This window comes from Nocardia cyriacigeorgica, assembly GCF_029868385.1.
Taxonomy (GTDB): Bacteria; Actinomycetota; Actinomycetes; order Mycobacteriales; family Mycobacteriaceae; genus Nocardia; species Nocardia cyriacigeorgica_F.
This window is the reverse complement of the sequence record NZ_JARWNX010000061.1, coordinates 150075-168869: the sequence shown is the minus strand read 5'-3', so window position 1 is coordinate 168869 and position 18795 is coordinate 150075. Positions and strand designations below refer to the sequence as shown.

The window sequence follows — 18795 nt, the reverse complement described above, 5'->3', positions numbered from 1 at the left end:
CTCCTACAGTGGCCTCACCATCCAGAGCGGCCGAGAGACCTGGCTCGACGAGACCGCAGCAACCCCCCGAACCCCTGGGTGCGGGTGCTACCGCCAGGACCGATGGAGGATCGAGCATTTCATGAGCACAGTCGCCGGGGTCGAGGCCGCCGACCCGGAACAGGCACGGATGGCCGAGCCCGATGACGATGCCCTGCCGGTGGCGCGGACCTGGCATCCGTTGCGCTGGGTGGTGGCCGCCGTCGCGTTGGTGCTGGTCGCGCAGTTCGTGCACGGGCTGGTCACCAATCCGGGTTGGGACTGGCCGACATTCGCCGACTATTTCACCGCCGACGCCGTCCTGAAAGCGCTGCGGGTGACCGTGGAACTGACCCTGTACGGGACGCTTGCCGGGTTCTTCCTCGGCATCTGGCTGGCGATCGGTCGACTGTCGCACAATCCGGTGCTGCAAGTGATCTCGTGGACCTACATCTGGGCGTTCCGCTCGATCCCACTGATCGTGCAGCTGCTGTTCTGGTTCAATATCGCCTACCTCTACCGCACCCTGACCCTCGGCATCCCGTTCGGTCCCGGCTTCATCAGCTTCGATGTCAACGGTGTGATCAGCGGATTCACCGCCGCGGTCATCGGATTGGCCCTGCATCAGGCTGCCTACGCGGCCGAGATCATCAGGGCGGGAATCATTTCCGTCGATCCCGGCCAGGTGGAGGCCGCCACATCGCTCGGACTCCCGTGGCACCGGCAGTTCTTCACGATCGTTGCGCCGCAGGCGATGCGCGGTATCCTGCCCAATGCGGTCAACGAGGTGATCAGCCTGTTCAAGGGCACCTCGATCGTATCGGTGATGGCGATCGCCGAGCTGTTCTATCAGGTGCAGGTGATCTTCGGCCGTAACGGCAGGGTGGTGCCGCTGCTGATGGTGGCGACGGTCTGGTACATCGTGCTCACCACGATTCTCACCGTCGCCCAGTACTACATCGAACGGCATTTCGCGAAGGGCAGTCAGCGAGAACTTCCCCCGACGCCGCTCCAACGCGTGCGCGGCACGATCGCCGAGATCACCAAGGAGCGCCGATGACCGAAACGGCAACCACCTCCGAATATGCCGTGGAACTACGCGGTATCCGCAAGGCCTATTCGGGCGTCGAGGTATTACGCGGTATCGATCTGGCGGTGCGGCCCGGCGAGGTCACCGTGATTCTCGGGCCGTCGGGATCGGGGAAATCCACCCTGCTGCGGGTGGTCAACCATCTGGAGAAGGTCGACGCGGGCACGGTGCGGGTGGGCGGTGAACTGGTCGGCTACCGGCGCAAGGGCGGCAAGCTGCACGAACTCCGGGAGCGGGAGATCCTGCGGCAGCGGTCCAGGATCGGTTTCGTCTTCCAGAACTTCAACCTGTTTCCGCATCTGACCGTGGCCGAGAATGTCGCACTGGCTCCGGTCGCGGCTCAGGGCAGGACCCGCGCCGAGGCGCGGACCCTCGCGCTGGAACTGCTCGATCGGGTCGGCCTGGCCGACAGAGCCGCCGCCTATCCACGTCAATTGTCGGGCGGCCAGCAGCAGCGAGTAGCGATCGCGCGGGCCCTGGCGCTGCGACCGAAGGTGATCCTCTTCGATGAACCCACCTCCGCCCTCGATCCCGAACTCGTCGGTGAGGTGCTCGACGTCATCCGAGGGCTCGCCCGCGACGGCGCCACCCTGGTGATCGTCACCCACGAAATGGGGTTCGCCCGCGAGATCGCCGACACCATCGTGCTGCTGGACGCGGGCCGCATCATCGAACAGGGCCCGCCGCACCAGGTCTTGGACAACCCCGTTCATCCCCGAACGAAAGCGTTTGTGGCACACGTTCGCTGAGTGCGCCATCGGTACCAGGAAGTAGAGGAATCACCCATGTCTGTCGCCCGAACCGGCCGCCGCGGCGTACTCGCCGCCGCGCTCACCGCTGTCGCGCTCCTGGTGGGCGCCTGCGGTGGCGGCGGCGATATCGATGACGAGGTGCGCACGGCCGACGGCCAGATCTTCGATCTGTCCCCGGAACAGTCGACGCGTGTCAGAACCGACAAAGTCGACGCGATCGCCGCCAAGGTGCCGCAGCCGATCCGGGACCGGGGCACGCTCGTGGTCACCGGTTCGGCCACCACCGGCCCGCCGCTGCGCTTCCACGCCACCGACGATCGGACCCTGGTCGGCTCCGAGGTCGACTTCGCCTATCTGGTCGCCGATATCCTCGGGCTACGAGTCGAACTCCAGGCCGCCGACTGGTCACAGAATTTCGTGCGCGTCGATTCCGGCGAGGTGGACGTATTCCTGTCCAACGTCACCGTCACCGAGGAACGCAAGGAGAAATACGACTTCGCCACCTACCGGCTCGACAATATCGCGTTGGAGGTTCACGAGGACGCCGACTGGGCGTTCACCGACCGGAAATCGTTGGCGGGCAAACGCATCGGCGTCGGCAGCGGCACCAATCAAGAACAGCTGCTGGTCGAATGGAACGACCGTAATGTCGCCGAGAGGCTACCGGCCATCGATATCGCCTACTACCAGCAGGCCACCGACTACTACCTGGCGCTGTCATCGCATCGGATCGACGGTTATCTCGGCCCGAATCCGGTGGCCGTGTACCACTCGGCCACCTCCGGTGACACCAAGATCGCCGCGACGCTGTCCGGTGCGGGCGAGGCGCTCCAGGCCGAGATCGCGGTGCTCACCAAGAAGGACAACGGCCTGATCGGTGCGATCCACGAGGCCTTGCAGCACGCCATCGGCAGCGGCACCTATCAGCAGGTGATCGCCCGCTGGGGGTTGCAGAGCGAGGCCGTACCGCAATCGCGGATCAACCCACCCGGACTGCCGAAGCAGCAGGGGTGAGCTGTGCGCCGTGTCTTCCAGGTCGAGCAGGATGATCCGCTGGCCGCGCCACTGCTCGCCGAGCTGGCGATCGAATACAGCACCCGCTACGGAGGTACCGCCGGTGCGGTACATCAGGATCTGCTGACCTATCCTGCCGCGGAGTTCGCCCCGCCGAGCGGTGCGCTGCTGGTCGTCGTCGAACACGGGGAACCGGTGGCCGGGGGCGCGTTCCGGCGCTACGACGCCGAGACCGCGGAACTGAAGCGCATCTGGACCGCGCGTGGGCACCGTCGGCGCGGACTCGGGCGTTTCGTCCTGACCGAACTGGAAGCCGAGATCACGCGGCGCGGCTACAGGCGCGTCTACCTCACCACCGGGCCACGCCAGCCCGAGGCCGTGGCGCTGTACGACGCGGCCGGTTACACCGCGCTGGAACGGACGGTTCGCCACGAGGCCGGATTGTTGCACCCGTTCGAGAAGTGGCTGACGGATGCGGCAGATGTGGGGACGGTATCCGGAGGCGAGGCCGAGGTGTACGCCTGAAACGAACTGTTGCGCCTCAATGGGTGAGCAGGACCTTGACGATCACCACGGTCGTCGCGACCACGGCCAGCAGGACCGCGGCGTAGATGGTCCCACGGGTCGGGCGCTGACCGTTGAGCCGCCCGATGACGAACACCACGCCACCGATGCGCAGCAGCACGGCCAGTTCCGCGACGATCTGCGAGGTGCGCGGCTCCAGCCACCCCAGCCATCCGGTCGCCAGGATGACGCACGGCAGGACCGCCGAACTGAGGATCGGCACGGAGTTACGCAGCTCGTGCAGCTGCTCCGACATGGTCAGCGTACTGCGCATACGCACGCTGCGTCCGACCGCTTCGGCGAACGCATGGGCGACGAAGGTGGATATCGTCGCCCCGAGCACCACCAGGATGCCCACGTACTTCTCCGCGGTGACGACCGGCACCAGCGCCGCGAGCACCAGCACATTGCCGTAGATATAGGCGCTGATGCGGCTGGCCGCATTGTCACGGTCCAGCGGCATACGGCGCGAGAACAAAGGGCCGTGCAACAGCGAATGCGGACCCTTGTCCATCACAGCTCCTCTCGGCAGGGCAGGACCAGATACTCGGATCGGCGGCGGCGCCGCGAGATCATCGGCCTCGCCGCCGGTTCGCCGACGACAACGCCAGCTCCCGCAGCCGCACCCAGTCCAGCGGCCGTCTGGCGGGGCGACGGCCCGGACGCTGACGCGGGACCCGCACCCGCAGCGCCTCGGGGATGATGGTGCACCGCACGGGCGTTCGGAGCATGAGCGCCTCGCCGTCGACGCCGACGGGAATCTCGGGTGCGTCGGCGTCGACGATCACCTCGCGCAGGGTGTGCCGGGTCAGGCCGCGCCGATGCGCGCGGCGTAGGAGACCGACCGCCTGCCGTGCACTGCTCACCGTGATGGTCAGAACGCCCAGAATGCCGCGATCCAATCGCGAGCGGTGCCCGAGGCCCGCGAGATCATGGGTTTCGTAGGGGCCGTTGCTCACCAGAACCGCCTGTGGCGCCGTGATCGTCGCCCCACCCAGGTGGGCGGCCAGCCCGGTGTCACGGTGGCCGTCGAGCATATCGGGGAGCATCCGCAGCACCGTGCGGGTCTTGTCCTGCCGGTACTCCGGGCGCTGCACCACCTGCGCGTAAACACCGAAGGAGGCGTTGTTGACGAAGGTGCGCCCGTTGACTTCGCCCAGGTCGACGCGCAGTTCGGTGCCGTCGGTGAGCGCGTCCAGACATCGGGACGGATCGGCGAGGTCCAGCCCGAGATCGGCGGCGAAATGGTTGCGGGTACCTGCGCTGATCACCAGGAAGGGCAGATCGTATTCGGCGGCGATACCCGCGACGAGCGCCTGCGTCCCGTCGCCACCCGCTACACCGAGGAGGTCGGCCCCGGCCGCCACCGCGTTCCGGGTCACCGCGTCGATATCGACCGTGCCGGGCCCTTCGAGCATGACCACCTCGGCGCCGAGTGCCTCGGCTCGGGCCTTCAGATCGAACCGCTCGACCTTCCCGCCACCCGAACGCGGATTCATCACCAGAAACGGCCGCCGCGGTGGCGGCGCGGGTATCTCCGGGATGGCCGTCTGCGCCCGGTCCGCGGCCAGTGCGGCCCGCGCGCAGACCACGGCGAGCACCGCCAGCCCGAACGCGAGTAGCACCACCCACAGCAGATGTGCGCGAACGAGGACGACGAGGACGACCAGCGGCGCCGTCACCACCACGCCGAGCGAAATCCACCGCGGCGCACCCCGGCTCGTCAGGAACCAGAACGCCGCCGCGATGCCGACGGCGAGCGCGCCGACGATCAGGAACAGCAACGCCACAGTGTGCAGCAGGCCCGCGAACACCACCGGAACCGCGACCGCTCCGAACGCGGCAAGGAATGCCGCCCGCGCCCACCAGCGCGCGCGGCCGTGCACGGATTCACCCGGACCGGACTCGTCGTGACGCGGCATTGCCCGTACCTCGCTGACCGAACTCAGGCGGACGAGTTCACCGGTGCGGCTCGAGAGGTCATCGGCCGATCGCGAGAAGAGGCCCGTCCGGTGCACATTCGCCGATCATTTCGCGGTGGTCTTACGCGGCCGCGCACGACGAGCGGGCTTGGCGCGCACCACGGTCTCCGTATCGGCGGGTGTGTCGGCGCCGGACGCGTCATCGCGCCAGCTGATCTCGATCTCTATCTCGGTTTCGTCACCATCGACCTCGATCTCGAGTTCCCAGCGCACCTCGTCGGCGACGACGATCGACAGCGAGTCGCCCTCGGCACCGAGTTCGACCTCGGAGCCGCCCGCGAGGGCATGCCCGAGCGCGATGAGCCGCTGCGACACTTCATCGCGGGTGAGCGCGGACGTTCTCTTCAGCTCCAATTTGGGCACGACGACTCCTGACCTCCGACGCGGTGGCTGCCACCGCGACTATCGCGATGTGGGCCTCAGCTCAGTGCTTTCGCCTTGAGTACGTCGAACTCGGCCTGGGTGATGGTGCCCGCGTCGAGCATGACCTTCGCGTCGGCGATCTGATCGGCGGGGGACTTACCGGCCACCTGCTGGATGTATCGGTCGGTGGCCTCCTTGGCCTCGGCCTGCGCTTCGAGTTGCCGTTCGGCCATACCGCGACCTCGGGCGATGAGGTAGACGAACACGGCGATGTAGGGCAGCACGATCAAGAAGATGATCCACAGGGTCTTGACGATTCCCGACATGCTGCGGTCACGGAAAAGGTCGGCGATGACGTGGAACAGGATGATCAGATAGGCGACGAACGCGAAAACGATCAGCGTGTACCACAGCAGTTCCCAAAATGAATCCAACATGGGGTGACCATCCTTCGATGCGGCAATCCATCATATGGGCTGCGGCGGTGCCGACCAGGTCGTATGCGCTGCTCACCCGGCCTACCTCCGCGTGGTCGAGTGTAGGATTTTCGCGCCGATGCGGTCTCACCCGCTGCGGGTGATACTGCGCCAGAATTCGTCGCGTTGCCGACGAAAAACCGGCCATTCCGCCGATATCACCCCTGCGTCGATATCAATCCGTGACCGTCCGGGCGGCCGTTGCCGTTTCGTGTGTTGATCTATCTCGGTCGTGCGACAGACGATGGATGAACGCGCCGGATCGGTCGCACATGTGCATCCGGCGCACCGTTCTCGCCGAGGGGTCAGCGCGTTCAGGAGGTGGCCGCGATGTCAGGGTGCCGCCGATGACCGAGGGGCCTGCGACCAGCGATCCCGCCGCGAAGCCGATGGGTAGCCAACGTGTGCTCGCGTTGCTGCTGGCGATGGCGATGTTCGTCCTCGTCGTCGACACATCCCTGATGAATGTCTCGATCTCGGCGGTGGTTCGCGATCTCGACACCACCGTGAGTGGAGTGCAGGCCGCGATCGCGCTCGAGGCGTTGGTGTCGGCGGCGTTCATCCTGATCGGCGGCAAGGTCGGTGATCTCATCGGCCGCAAGCACGCCTATGTGCTCGGCCTGCTCGGGTACGCGATCGGTGCGTCCGCGATGGCGGTGGCGCAGAGTCTGACCGCGATCATCATCTTCTGGGCGGTACTCGGCGGCATCGGCGCGTCACTGCTGCTTCCGGCCATGCAGTCGCTCATCCACGGCAATTTCGAAGGTGCGGCGCAGCAGAAGGTCTACGCGCTGGTCGGTGCGGCGGCCGCGATCGCCGCCGCCGTCGGCCCCCTGCTCGGCGGGTTCATCACCACCTATCTGTCCTGGCGCGTCGGATTCGTCCTCGAGGTGGTCGTCATCGCGATCGTGCTGTCCGGTATCCGGCTCGTCCGCGATGTGCCCTACGCCGGGCCCCGCGGCCTCGACGCGGTGGGCGCGGTGCTGTCGGTTCTCGGGATGGGCGGGATCGTGCTGGGCATTCTGGTGTGGCAGGAGGGCGGTGAATCGGTGGGTGCGCTCATGGCGGTCGGCGCGATCGCGCTCGGCGGTCTCGCCTACTGGCTGGTGCGGCGCAAACGGTCGGGCGAACCCGGTCTGCTGGACCCGGATCTGTTCCGCTCCAGGGCATTCCGGCTCGGCATTTCCGGGCAGATGCTTCAGCAGATCGCGCTCGGCGGCACGATGATCGCGCTGCCGATCTACTTGCAGATGGTGCTCGAATACAACGCGATGCAGGCGGGTCTTTCCCTCGCGCCGCTGTCGTTGAGCATGTTCGCGGTGGCGCTGCTCGCCGGCAAGAAGGCCGGTGATCGGCGGCCGAGCGGCATCATCCGGTGGGGATTCGTGCTCTTGACGATCGGGACGGCGGCGTTGATCCCGATCGTGCCCCTCGCCCAGTTCGGATGGGGTCTGCTGTTACCGCTGGTGATCGCGGGATCGGGCTTGGGGCTGTTGGTCTCGCAGCTCAACAACTACACGCTGGCCCCGATCGAAGAGGAGCGGATCAGCGAAGCCGCGGGCGTCAATTCGGCGGCGGGATCGTTCGGCTTGTCCTTCGGACTGGCGTTCGCCGGAGCGATCCTGCTGGCGACGCTGTCGTTCACCTTCACCACCATGGCGCAATCGAGCACGGTGCTCCCACCCGCCGAACAGCAGCAGGTGGCGCGGGTACTCGAAGACGACGCCGAGGTCATGAGCAACACCAGTCTCGAGCAATTGCTCGTCGATCAACCACCGGCGATCAAGGACGAGATCATCCGCATCAACACCGACGCCCGCCCGCCCGCCCTCCAGGTGGCGCTGTTGATTCCGCTGCTCGCCGGTCTCCTCGGTGTGCTCACCTCCGTTCGGATGGCGCGTGCTCCGGCGCGACAGCGGCCGGGTGACGAACCGGATGAGCCGCCCCCTTCGGGTATCTGATACGCCGATCGTCCCGTCCACCGGGACAGGGCGTACGCGAGACCCGGCCGGACCGGTTCAGTTGAACAGATCTGGACCGTGTCCCCGGATGCGGTTGTCCGACGGCGGATGGAGTGGACTGTGGGTGCGGAACGGATCGTGGTGGTCACCGGCGCGAGTCGCGGCGCGGGCAAGGGCATCGCCCTGGCACTCGGCGACACCGGTGCCAGGGTGTACGTCACCGGTAGGACGCGCACCGAAGGCGACGCACCGCTGCCGGGCACGGTATTCGCGACGGCCGAGGAGATCACCCGCCGCGGCGGGCACGGGGTGCCGGTGGTGCTCGACCACAGCGACGACTCACAGGTCGAGGACTTCTTCACCCGGCTGGGCGAGGAGCACGGACGTCTCGACATCCTGGTCAACAACGCGCTGACCGTACCGGATGGCCTGACCGACAAGGGCCCGTTCTGGGAGAAGCCGCTGGCGCTGCTGGATCTGCTCGAGGTCGGCATGCGCTCCAGCTACGTCTCCAGCTATTACGCCGCGCCGCTGCTGGTCGCCAATGGCTCGGGGCTGGTGGTGAACACCTCGTCGTTCGGCGGCGCCTGCTATATGCACGGCCCCGCCTACGGCGCGGGTAAGGCGGCGGTGGACAAGATGGCCCACGATATGGCCGTCGATTTCCGGCCGTACAACGTCGCGGTGGTCTCCATCTGGATGGGTCTGCTCAAGACCGAACGCACCCTCGCCGGTTTCGCCGCGAATCCCGGTGCCTACGAGGGTTTGGCCGCGACGGCCGAGTCGCCGGAATTCACCGGCCGCGTCATCGATGCCCTCACACGCGACCCGGAGTTGATGAAGCGCAGTGGGCAGGTGCTCATCGGCGCCGAGATCGCCCAGGAACTCGGCGTCGCCGACATCGAGGGGCAGCAGCCGCCGTCGCATCGGCCGTTCCTCGGCGATCCGCCGGCGTTCTCCGATGCGGTCATCGACTGATCCCGCGCCCTCGACCATCGGTAGGAGCATCATGAAATTCGGTCTGTCCCTGTTCACCAGCGATCGTGGAATCTCACCGGCCGACGCCGCGACCTCGGCCGAGGACAACGGGTTCGACACCTTCTACGTCCCCGAGCACACCCATATCCCGGTGGCGCGCACCTCCGACCATCCGGCCACCGGCGATGAGACCCTGCCCGACGACCGCTATATGCGCACCCTCGACCCGTGGGTCGCGCTCGGCGCGGCGGCGGCCGTCACCACTCGGATCGGGCTCGGTACCTCGGTCGCCCTTCCTCTCGAACACGACCCCATCACCCTCGCCAAGACGATCGCGACGCTCGACCACATGTCCGGCGGACGGGTCGTCTTCGGCGTCGGATACGGCTGGAACCTCGAAGAACTCGCCGATCACGGTGTGCCGCCGAACAAACGGCGCACCGTCCTGCGCGAATACCTCGAAGCCATGGGGGCACTGTGGACCAAGGAGGAGGCGGCCTACGACGGTGCGTACGTCCGGTTCGGCCCGAGCTGGGCCTGGCCGAAGCCGATCCAGCAGCCGCGCCCGCCGATCCTGGTGGGGGCGGGTGGTACCGAGAAGAATTTCGCGTGGATCGTGCGCTCGGCCGACGGCTGGATCACCACCCCCATCGAACAGCACATCGACGCAGGTATCCGGCGGTTGGAGAAGCTGTGGCGTGACGCGGGCCGCACCGGCGATCCGCGGGTCGTCGTGCTCGCCGATGAACCCGATCGCGAGAAACTCGCCCACTGGCGCGATATCGGGGTGGCGGAGGTGGTGTTCTCGCTGCCCGATGCGGACACCGATGAGGTCCGCGCCTTCATCGTGCGGCTCGCCGAACAACTCGACGGGCAGCGCTAGGCACGAGCCGACCTCCTGCGCTCCGGCCGATCTCGGGGGTCGGGCGGCGGTCCCGTTCCCGCACCGCCGAAGCTCCGCACTTGACCTTCACACTGTGACAAGGACTCGAATGGTCGACGAAGGAGGTGGTTGTCGTGAACACAACCAACCAGGAGGCCGCTCGCCTCGTCGACGCTCTCGCCGCTGCCGATGCCTCGGTCCGGCTGCGCACCGCGCTCTCGGCCGGTACGGCCGGGGATCCGGGCCTGGCGCCGGTCCTTGTCGCGCGGTGCGCGGTCGAACCGGACTTCTACGTCCGGGACATGCTGACCTGGGCGCTGTGCCGTCTCCCGGCCGAGGTCACGGTGCCGATGTTGCTCGCGGAACTGGGCTCCGGCACGCCGCAAGCCCGCAGTCAGGCGCTGCACACCCTGTCCAAGATCGGTGATGGCAGTGCCTGGCCCGCGGTGTCGGCACTGCTGCACGATGAGCACGACGAAGTCGCGCTCAGCGCGTGGCGGGCCGCCGCGGTGCTCGTTCCGGACGGAGCGGAGGGTGGCCTTGCCGAGGATCTGGCGACGGCGCTCGGCCGGGGTGACCACTCCATGCAGCGCAGTCTGAGCCGCGCCCTGGTGGCGCTGGGCGATTCCGTGGCCCCGGTGTTGGACACTGCGATGGCGCATCCCGATCCACGGGTGCGTGCACATGCGGAGGCCACCGAGCGGCTCCGCCTGGATCCAGACAGCGCGTTCACGGTGTCGGTCGAGCTGGCCAAGCGCGTCGCGGTGACCGGCCGAGACGCATAGCGGGAAGGGCGATGCGATGTTGATCGGTGAAGTCTCGCGGCGCTGCGGCGTCAGCACCCGGATGCTGCGCCACTACGACGCCTTGGGCCTGGTGACACCCTCGGTCCGTACCTCGGGCGGCTACCGCGAGTATTCCGCCGACGACATCCGTCGCCTCTTCCATGTCGAATCCCTGCGCACCCTCGGCCTGTCACTGAGCGAAACCAAACGCGCACTGGACGATCCAGGTTTCGCACCGGCCGATCTGGTGGGGCAGCTGATACGGCAGACGCGGGCGCGGATCGCCGCCGAGGAAGAACTGCTCGGAAGGCTCGAGCACATCGACGCGGCCGCCCCGGTGCAGTGGGGTGAGGTGATGAGCATCGTCACCCTGCTGCGGGCGCTGGAATCGGATTCGCTGGGCCGTCGCCAACAGGCGGTGCTGACCCATGACGAGGGTTCGCTACCCATCGATGCGCTGGTGGCGGCGGCGCTGTCGGAGGACGATCCGAACGTCGCGGGCGCGCTGCGCTGGGCGTTGGCGCGTGCGGCGGGCGAAGGCCTACCGGATCTGGCCGCCGGGCTGGATTCGCCGACGGTCGCGGTCCGGCGCCGCGCGACCGTCGCCATCGCGGCCGTGCCCACCGCGGAAGCGGCGGAGCTGCTGCGCAGAGCGCTCGACGACCATGACGTGACCGTGCGCGATCGCGCGGCGCTGGCCCTCGGGGCCCGCCGGGTGGGCGAGGCGATACCGGCACTGCTGGAGATGGTCGTCGAGGGCCGCTCCGATGTCGAAGCGGCCGAAACGCTCGGTGCGCTGGCCGAACCCGACGCCGCCGACGCCATCGTCGAAGCCCTGACCGAACGGCTCGGCGCCACCGACGACCCGCCGACGCGTCTGCGGATCACACAGGCGCTCGCCGAAATTCCCTGCGCCGCCGCACGAGAAACCCTGGCCGAGCTGACCGGCGATGCCGATCGGACGGTCGCGGGAACCGCCGCCGCGATTCTGCGGGAGTGACGGAGTCGGTGCCGCGCATCGTCGAGTTCGGCCATGAGCCGCGCGGCCACGTCCGGCTCCGAATCACAGCGGCTGGAGCGGACCGGGTGAATTCGGTTCACCCGAGGCGGCATTCCGGCAGTGACGATGGATGGTCGGGAAGAGTATGCCGACGCCCGGCCGCGTGCTGCTGTTCGGTCGGTGAACTCAGATCGCGGCCGGCTGGTCGGGGCGGGCGAGCACACAGGCGGTGCGGGTGAAGATCGACGGCATGCATTTGTTGCAGTGCGTGCACAGCGACGGCGTGTGCTCGTTCTCCTGGATGCGCAGCAGTAGATCGGGCTGGCGCAGCAGGGCGCGGGCCATCGCCACGAACTCGAACCCCTCGTCCATCGCCAGCCGCATCGTCTCGGCGGTGGTGATGCCGCCGAGCAGTACCAGCGGCATGGTCAGCTCGTAGCGGAACTGGCGGGCCATATCCAGCATGTACGCCTCGTGATAGGGGTATTCGCGCAGGAAGAAGCGCCCACCCAGACGCATGCCCCAGCTCATCGGGCCACTGAACGTCGCGGCGAAATCCTTGCGCGGGGCGTCGCCGTGGAACAGGTACATCGGATTCAGCAGGGAGCTGCCGATGGTGAGTTCCAGCGCGTCGAGGGTGCCGTCCTGCTCGAGCCAGCGCCCGATCTGCAAGCTCTCCTCCAGATGCAGACCGCCGACCACTCCGTCGTCCATACTCAGTTTCGCCAGCACCGCGATCCGGCCACCGACCGCCTCGCGCACCGCCTGCGCGACCTCGCGGGCCAGCCGCGCGCGATTGGCGAGACTGCCGCCGTAGCCGTCGCGGCGGTGATTCAGTAGCGGACTGAAGAACGCGCTGATCAGGTAGTTGTGCCCGAAATGCAGTTCGACGGCGTCGAATCCCGCCTCCTCGGCGGTGCGCGCCGCGTCGGCGAAGGCGCGCACCACCCGCTGCAATTCGGCCGCATCGGGCCGGACGGTGCGCGCCATCCCGAGCGGGCTGAACATCCGGCCAGGTGCGAGTGCGGGCAGCCGGTTCGACGCGGCGTTGGCGACCGGGCCCGCATGCCCGATCTGCGCGCTCGCGGCGGCGCCTTCGGCGTGGATGGCCTCGGTGAGCCGCCGCAGACCCGGCACTGCCTCCGGGCGCATCCAGATCTGGTGGCGATCGGTGCGTCCCTCCGGGGAGACGGCGCAGTAGGCCACGGTCGTCATGCCGACTCCGCCCGCGGCGGGGGCGCGGTGGTATTCGATCAAATCGTCGGTGACGAGTGCGTCGGGTGTGCGGCCCTCGAAGGTCGCGGCCTTGATCACGCGGTTGCGCAGTGTGATCGGCCCCAGCCGGGCGGGGGTGAATACCTTGTTCATCATGACTCCACGGGCGCGGACAAACCCGCGGTCACGAAGGCGTGCAGCGTCGTGACCGCGTGCGGGGACAGGACCCGGTCGTCGGCGAGCGGTGCGCCGAACTGACCGAGAATCAGGTCGAAGGCCAGCATCCAGCGCGTCCGCGCCTCGGGGCCCGCCAGGTCGGGATGCCGCCGGCGCAACAGGGCGACGAACGGATCGACGGTGAACCAGCGTGCGGTCCAACCGATATCGTGGCGGCCGAGCACGAGCCGTGACAGCAGCCGCAGGTGCAGCCGCCCGATCGGATCCTCGGCCAGCGTCACCAGCGGATCGATCACCGCCGAGACACATTCCGCGACGGAAGCGCCTCGGCCTTCGAGACCGTCCATCGACGATTCCCACAGCGGGCCGAGCCTGCTCTGGATCAGCGCGGCGACGAGCGCTTCCTTCGACCCGAAGTGGTAGTGCACGGCGGCCGGGTTCGCCTCCGCCGCGGCACAGACCGCGCGGATCGAGACCCGTTCGTACCCCGACTCGAGCAGCAAGCTCTCGGCGGCCGTCAACAACCGCTCCCGAGTGGTGTGTTCGGTCTGTCGCACACAGTCAGTAGAACACGATTCAATCAGTGATTCAATCGCTGATTCAACGCGACGGCGGCTCGTATCCCCGACGCCCGATCACGCCGTGTCGCCATCCGGGCATGCCACTGGCCGGAGCCGGCGGCACGGTGTGATCGTCTTGCGTCTCGAGCGTCCGCGACCTACCGCGCGGTGTTGTGTGCGGCAGGTCGGGTCGCGTCTGCGGCATCCTCGTCCGGACGGGCGGGCGGCAGTCCTCGTGGAACGGTGAACGTGGCGAGCACAGCCGCGATCGCGACGACGAAACAGGCGATGGTGTACCAGAGGTTGCCGATGGGATCGCCGTTGGCGGTGACCCCGTCCACGGCCCCGAAGTAGTCGGGCAGGGCCGTCGCCCAGAGCACCGCCATCACCGCTAGGTAGGCCGACGCGTACCACTGGACCAGGCCGTTGCGGTAGGCGCGGACCTGCGAGGTTCCCGCCCGCAGCGCCGACCACTGCCGGTACATCACCACCACCGCGACCACCGAGACCACGACCAGCTCTGCGGCGTAGAGGAATCCGCGCACGGTGTCGCTGCCCATCCCGAACACCGTCGCGGGCAGTGGCAGGACGAATGTGCCGACCGAGGCGAGCAGCCCGATCGCCACGGTGCGCCCCACCAGCTGCGGCCCGGTGAAATGCGTTCCGGCATCGACGTGGCGGCCGACGAAATACTGCACACACAGCGCCAGCGACATCGGCCACAGCGCGGCGAACACCACCACGCTGGGCAACGGCACCGAATCGAACATCGGCTGGTTGATCGGATTGTCCACCGACCATTCCCACCAGCGCAGTTGCGGGCCGATCTGGTCGAAGATCTCGTAGAAGGCGTGGTGCACGAACCCCACACAGGCCGCCCCGAGCAGCACTCCGTAGCGTCGGAAGATGCCGAGCATTCGGACGAGTTCGAAGGCGAGCGTCGCCATCAGCGGATAGATCGCGATGATGTAGAGCGGCAGCCTGCCCCACAGGAAGTCCACGGTGAACAGGTTGTGCGCGAACATCGTGTCGACGTGTTCGTCGATGCCGAACGCCGCGGGGAAGTACAGCGGCGGCTCGATCACGAACAGGTAGGCGGTGGCGCCGAACCAGAGCACCAGATTGGTCGGATCGCCATGCCTGCGCAGGCGCACGATCGCGTAGATCAACGCGAGCACCGAGCCGAGCACGATGGTCAGCTCGAGTACCGGCAGCGTCCAGTTCTCCAGTGCGGCGGGGTTGCGGAACCCGACCGTTCCGCCCGCTTCATCGCACGAAAAGCCCAGCCGCGCGGCAAGATCGGCGAATGTGGGGGTGCACAGATCGCTCACGAGTTCACCACCGATGCCGTCTGGTCGGCGGTGTACCAGCGGGTGCAGTCATAGCCCGCGTCGTAGCGCTCGAACCACCTACCGGCCAGCTCGGGCAGCTTCTCGTGCGTCGGATCATGGTTGGGCATCTGACTGCGCACCACCCCGGCGAGTGCGGTGAGCTGCTGCTGGCGCGAGAGCCCGTCGAAGGCGCGCGGCATGGGGCCCTTGGTCAGATACGGTGCGAAGAAGGTCAGCACCTTCTGTTTGGCGCGGTGCCTCGCGAACATCGACAGCGCGTCCACCTGCCGATCCGCCAGCGGGACATGCTGATTGAAGCCCGTGCAGGCGATGCGGATCACCTTCATCACATGCGCGAAGATCGATGGCGCCATCCGCATCCGGTACAGCTCGTCCCCGACAACGGCGTTGAAGAGGATCAACGCGGAGCTGCGGTGCTCCACCTCCTCGACGAAATGCCAGATGAACAGCGACGCGACCCGATCGTCACCGGGCCGGAACAGCGTGTCCTCGTTGTCGAGCATCAGCTTGAACACCGGCGTGAAGGTCGCTTCGAGGTCCGCGGTGTAGGCGAGCCGGTAGTTGTGCGAGGTCGCCTCGGTGAGCAGATCGAATTCGCCGATCACCGCGTCGAGGGTGTTCTGAAGTCCGGGATAGCGCCGGATGAGTGCCTTGACGTGCTGGCGGTGGGCGGTCGAATGGTGGCCTTCCTGACGCATGAACGCCGTGGCTTCCTCGGCGACCGCCGGATCGGTGAACACCGGCTTGAGCTGCATGATCAGCTTCACGATCATCTTCTCGAAGCCGACGGCCAGGAACGAGACCGCGTTCGACATGCTCGACCAGGCCGGGTTCTGCGGGTTCCACAGAAAGGGGACATCCGCGTCATCGAATCCGAAGTCCATTTTTCGGGGCTGCAAGTGGGTCACAGGGCGTACCTCGCGTCGGGGGAGTGGTTCGGTAGTGGGCCGCGGGAGGCGCACTGCGGGTAAACATACAACCAAGCAGATGTTTGTATGATGACTTTCGGGAGATCGGCCACGGCTTTCCGCGCGGTGGTAGTGTCCGCCCGGTGGCGCGCAGACGCGGGTGGGGCGGGACTCCGCCGAAAGACGATGAGGAGGCGCGTCAGCGCATCGTCGCCACCGCCGTCGAATTGATCGGCCGGACCAGCGCGGCGATCAGCATCGCCGACGTCGCCGAAGCGCTCGGCGTCATCCGCCAGACCGTCTACCGCTATTTCCCCAGCTCCGACGCGCTCATGACAGCGGCCGCGATCGCCTCCGTCGACGGCTTCCTCGATCGACTGACCGCACACGTCGCAGGCCTGCGTGATCCGGTCGAGGCGATGACCGAAGCCGTCGTCTACACCCTCACCGAAGTCCGCCGCACCCCCCACCTCGGCCTCATGCTGTCGACCTCCTACACGAACGTCGACCCCGACAGCCTGACCTCCGTCCAGGCCAAAACCTTCGGCATGACGATGATCCACCGCTTCGACGTCGACTGGAACGCCCACGGCTACGACGAAGCCGCCCTACAAGAACTCGTCGAATACGTTCTGCGAACAATGCATTCGTTCTTCGTCTCCCCAGGAAACCCACCCCGCACCGACGCCCAACTCCGCACCTACCTCCGCCGCTGGATGGGGACGGCCATCGCGGCCCAGCGTGAGTTCTCGGCACCGACCGCGTCGGGGGCCTGACGGGCTGTGTCGACCACATCGAATGGGCGCGGACACCGGACCTGCGGTCGACCGTGTCATCGAGTGGTGCCAGCACCGATGCTCGCCGGGCTCGAAGCGCACGTGACATTCTTCACGGCTACGACTCTGGCCGACTCGCGGCGGCAGATCGGGGATCGGGCGTCACCGGGCCGAGCGCCCGTACTGGAAGGGCCGACCCTGCCGAAACGCCACGGCACCGCGCAATAGCCGCGTATCGGTGCTGCGCCGCGCCATAATGCGGGAGGCGGTCGATCGCCGTCGCGACCGGACCAGGAAACCGGAGGACCTGATGGGCGGATCGAGTTCCAGTGGTCTACCCAGTCTGCGGACGGCGGATTGGGCTGATACTCGCGCCACGTTGCACATGTGGACGCAGATCGTCGGGAAGATCCGTCTTGCTCACGCGCCGCTGGTGAATCACTGGTGGCAGGTGACGTTGTATGTCAGCGCTCGCGGGCTCACCACCTCGGCGATTCCGTATGGGGATCGGATCTTCGATATCGAGTTCGATTTCGTCGACCATCGGCTGGTGATTCGCGCTGATAACGGAGCCGTTCGGGTGGTGGAACTCGCGCCGAAAACTGTCGCCGAGTTCTACGCGGAGACGATGCGGGCGCTCGACGAACTCGGTCTCGATACCCGAATCCAGGGGCGGCCCAACGAGGTCGATCCGTCTGTGCCGTTCGCCGACGATACCGAGCATCGTTCCTACGATCCGGCCGCGGCGCACGCGTTCTGGCGTCAGCTCGTCTTCGCGAACACTGTGCTGAACGAGTTCCGGGCCGGGTTCGTCGGCAAGGTCAGCCCGGTGCACTTCTTCTGGGGCGCCATGGATATCGCCTGCACTCGATTCTCGGGCCGGACGGCGCCGCAGCACGGCGGCGGCGCACCGCACTGTGCGGATTGGGTCATGGTGGAGGGGTATTCGCACGAACTCAGCAGCAGCGGCTTCTGGCCGGGCGGCGGCGCGGAGGGAGCCTTCTACTCGTACGCCTACCCGGAACCCAGCGGATTCACCGACTATCCGATGCGGGTGCCGGAAGCCCGGTTCGACCGGGATCTCGGCGAATTCGTCCTGCCGTACGAAGCGGTCCGTACGGCGCGCGACCCGCGCGCGACCCTGCTGACGTTCCTGCACGACACCTACGAGGCGGCCGCCGTGCCCGGCGACTGGGACCGGGCCGCACTGGAAGGCGACCCGCACCGCTGGTCGCAGGAACGGGCCGCGGCACGCTGGTCGCAGCGCTGACGACGCCTCGAGAGCCGGTCCGGGACCCCGCATGGCCGCCTGCACCAGCACGGTCACGACCGAGTTGGCGAGCAGACGCGTGAACGTATCCACCGGATCGCTGGAGCGTGCACCGCATCAGGATCGCGCTGATCGCAACCGGTTACCGGCATGCTGCCGGTGGCTAGGGTGTCGCCGGTGACCGTTGAATCGATTTCGTCCACCCGTCGGCAGCTGACCGTGCGTGCCGTCGACTGGGAGCATCCGGACGCGGTCCTGCTGCGCGCGGAGATGGCCGCGGAGGTGGGCCCGCGATACGCCGAACTGGCGAAAACGCTGTCCACCGAACCGAACGCGATCGACCCCACCACTGTGCTGACGACCTTGGTGGCGTACGCATTCGGTCCGGTGGGGCATGCGGCGCTGCGCTGGAATGCGGGCGAGCTGGAGGTCAAACGGATGTTCGTGCGGCCCGCGCACCGTGGTTCGGGCGTGGCGGACCTGTTGCTCAACGCCGCCGAAGAGGCCGCGCGGGCCAAGGGCGTGCCTCGGGTGATCTTGCAGACCGGGCATCTACAGCCGGAGGCCGTGCGCTTCTACGAGCGCAGCGGTTACCACCGAATTCCGATCTTTCCGCCGTATCACGTGCTGCCCCTGTCGAACTGCTTCGCCAAGAACCTCGGCTGAGCGGG

Annotated in this window: 20 protein-coding genes and 1 riboswitch; of the genes, 12 read left to right on the top strand and 8 right to left on the bottom strand. The window is 67.3% G+C overall.

Going from position 1 to position 18795, the window contains the following annotated elements; all coding sequences use genetic code 11:
• The first annotated feature begins 14 nt into the window (after positions 1-14).
• Positions 15-109, top strand: a riboswitch (SAM riboswitch).
• Positions 110-169: 60 nt separating this feature from the next.
• Genes QH168_RS22405 through QH168_RS22390 form a run of 4 tightly spaced genes read left to right on the top strand, consistent with a single transcriptional unit; the run spans position 170 to position 3399 of the window.
• Entirely contained in the window at positions 170-1078 is a 909-nt protein-coding gene (locus tag QH168_RS22405; protein WP_280236828.1) for an amino acid ABC transporter permease, read from the top strand.
• Complete coding sequence (locus tag QH168_RS22400) at positions 1075-1857, top strand: amino acid ABC transporter ATP-binding protein (protein WP_280236737.1); 783 nt, start codon at positions 1075-1077, stop codon at positions 1855-1857. Before QH168_RS22405 ends, QH168_RS22400 begins: the two co-directional genes overlap by 4 nt.
• A 36-nt stretch (positions 1858-1893) precedes the next feature.
• Entirely contained in the window at positions 1894-2874 is a 981-nt protein-coding gene (locus QH168_RS22395; protein ID WP_280236736.1) for an ABC transporter substrate-binding protein, read from the top strand.
• A 3-nt stretch (positions 2875-2877) separates the two neighbouring features.
• Positions 2878-3399: a GNAT family N-acetyltransferase gene (locus QH168_RS22390; protein WP_280236735.1), complete on the top strand. Its 522-nt coding sequence runs from the start codon at positions 2878-2880 to the stop codon at positions 3397-3399.
• A gap of 16 nt (positions 3400-3415) precedes the next feature.
• Here the strand turns inward: QH168_RS22390 and QH168_RS22385 are convergent, their stop codons facing one another.
• From QH168_RS22385 to QH168_RS22370, 4 genes are all read right to left on the bottom strand, one after another.
• Positions 3416-3952, bottom strand: coding sequence for a hypothetical protein (locus tag QH168_RS22385; protein WP_280236734.1), 537 nt, complete (start codon positions 3950-3952; stop codon positions 3416-3418).
• A 58-nt stretch (positions 3953-4010) separates the two neighbouring features.
• On the bottom strand, positions 4011-5360 hold the full coding sequence (locus tag QH168_RS22380) for a diacylglycerol kinase family protein (protein WP_280236733.1): 1350 nt from the start codon (positions 5358-5360) through the stop codon (positions 4011-4013).
• A gap of 105 nt (positions 5361-5465) precedes the next feature.
• Positions 5466-5783, bottom strand: a complete 318-nt coding sequence (locus QH168_RS22375; protein ID WP_280236732.1) for an amphi-Trp domain-containing protein — start codon at positions 5781-5783, stop codon at positions 5466-5468.
• Between the two features lie 56 nt (positions 5784-5839).
• Entirely contained in the window at positions 5840-6220 is a 381-nt protein-coding gene (locus QH168_RS22370) for an SHOCT domain-containing protein (RefSeq protein WP_280236731.1), read from the bottom strand.
• A 386-nt stretch (positions 6221-6606) separates the two neighbouring features.
• On the opposite strand from QH168_RS22370, the gene QH168_RS22365 reads away from it, so the two are divergent.
• The 5 genes from QH168_RS22365 to QH168_RS22345 all read left to right on the top strand — a co-directional run bounded on the left by QH168_RS22365 (position 6607) and on the right by QH168_RS22345 (position 11866).
• Positions 6607-8220 (top strand): MFS transporter, encoded by a 1614-nt coding sequence (locus QH168_RS22365; protein ID WP_280236730.1) that lies wholly within the window; start codon positions 6607-6609, stop codon positions 8218-8220.
• Positions 8221-8328: 108 nt separating this feature from the next.
• Entirely contained in the window at positions 8329-9198 is an 870-nt protein-coding gene (locus QH168_RS22360) for an SDR family NAD(P)-dependent oxidoreductase (RefSeq protein ID WP_280236729.1), read from the top strand.
• Positions 9199-9229: 31 nt separating this feature from the next.
• Positions 9230-10081, top strand: coding sequence for an LLM class F420-dependent oxidoreductase (locus QH168_RS22355; RefSeq protein ID WP_280236728.1), 852 nt, complete (start codon positions 9230-9232; stop codon positions 10079-10081).
• Positions 10082-10206: 125 nt separating this feature from the next.
• A complete protein-coding gene (locus QH168_RS22350) occupies positions 10207-10866 on the top strand; it encodes a HEAT repeat domain-containing protein (protein WP_280236727.1) in 660 nt (219 codons plus the stop codon).
• A 16-nt stretch (positions 10867-10882) separates the two neighbouring features.
• Positions 10883-11866: a MerR family DNA-binding transcriptional regulator gene (locus QH168_RS22345; RefSeq protein ID WP_280236726.1), complete on the top strand. Its 984-nt coding sequence runs from the start codon at positions 10883-10885 to the stop codon at positions 11864-11866.
• Positions 11867-12052: 186 nt separating this feature from the next.
• On the opposite strand, the gene QH168_RS22340 is transcribed toward QH168_RS22345, so the two are convergent.
• The 4 genes from QH168_RS22340 to QH168_RS22325 form a co-directional block, all read right to left on the bottom strand.
• Entirely contained in the window at positions 12053-13234 is a 1182-nt protein-coding gene (locus tag QH168_RS22340) for an NADH:flavin oxidoreductase (RefSeq protein ID WP_280236725.1), read from the bottom strand.
• Positions 13234-13815, bottom strand: coding sequence for a TetR/AcrR family transcriptional regulator (locus QH168_RS22335; protein WP_280236724.1), 582 nt, complete (start codon positions 13813-13815; stop codon positions 13234-13236). Before QH168_RS22335 ends, QH168_RS22340 begins: the two co-directional genes overlap by 1 nt.
• Positions 13816-13976: 161 nt before the next feature.
• Positions 13977-15149, bottom strand: a complete 1173-nt coding sequence (locus QH168_RS22330; RefSeq protein WP_280236723.1) for a hypothetical protein — start codon at positions 15147-15149, stop codon at positions 13977-13979.
• The gene (locus QH168_RS22325; protein ID WP_280236722.1) at positions 15146-16078 is read right to left on the bottom strand and encodes a metal-dependent hydrolase; all 933 of its coding nucleotides are present in this window, start codon (positions 16076-16078) and stop codon (positions 15146-15148) included. Before QH168_RS22325 ends, QH168_RS22330 begins: the two co-directional genes overlap by 4 nt.
• Before the next feature lie 143 nt (positions 16079-16221).
• Here QH168_RS22325 and QH168_RS22320 point away from each other — a divergent pair, with 143 nt between their 5' ends.
• The 3 genes from QH168_RS22320 to QH168_RS22310 all read left to right on the top strand — a co-directional run bounded on the left by QH168_RS22320 (position 16222) and on the right by QH168_RS22310 (position 18790).
• On the top strand, positions 16222-16854 hold the full coding sequence (locus tag QH168_RS22320) for a TetR/AcrR family transcriptional regulator (RefSeq protein ID WP_280236721.1): 633 nt from the start codon (positions 16222-16224) through the stop codon (positions 16852-16854).
• 310 nt (positions 16855-17164) lie between these two features.
• Positions 17165-18124 (top strand): DUF5996 family protein, encoded by a 960-nt coding sequence (locus tag QH168_RS22315; RefSeq protein WP_280236720.1) that lies wholly within the window; start codon positions 17165-17167, stop codon positions 18122-18124.
• 177 nt (positions 18125-18301) lie between these two features.
• Positions 18302-18790 carry a GNAT family N-acetyltransferase gene (locus tag QH168_RS22310; RefSeq protein ID WP_348537607.1) on the top strand — a complete coding sequence of 163 codons (489 nt, stop codon included), beginning with the start codon at positions 18302-18304 and terminating at the stop codon, positions 18788-18790.
• Positions 18791-18795: the final 5 nt, after the last annotated feature.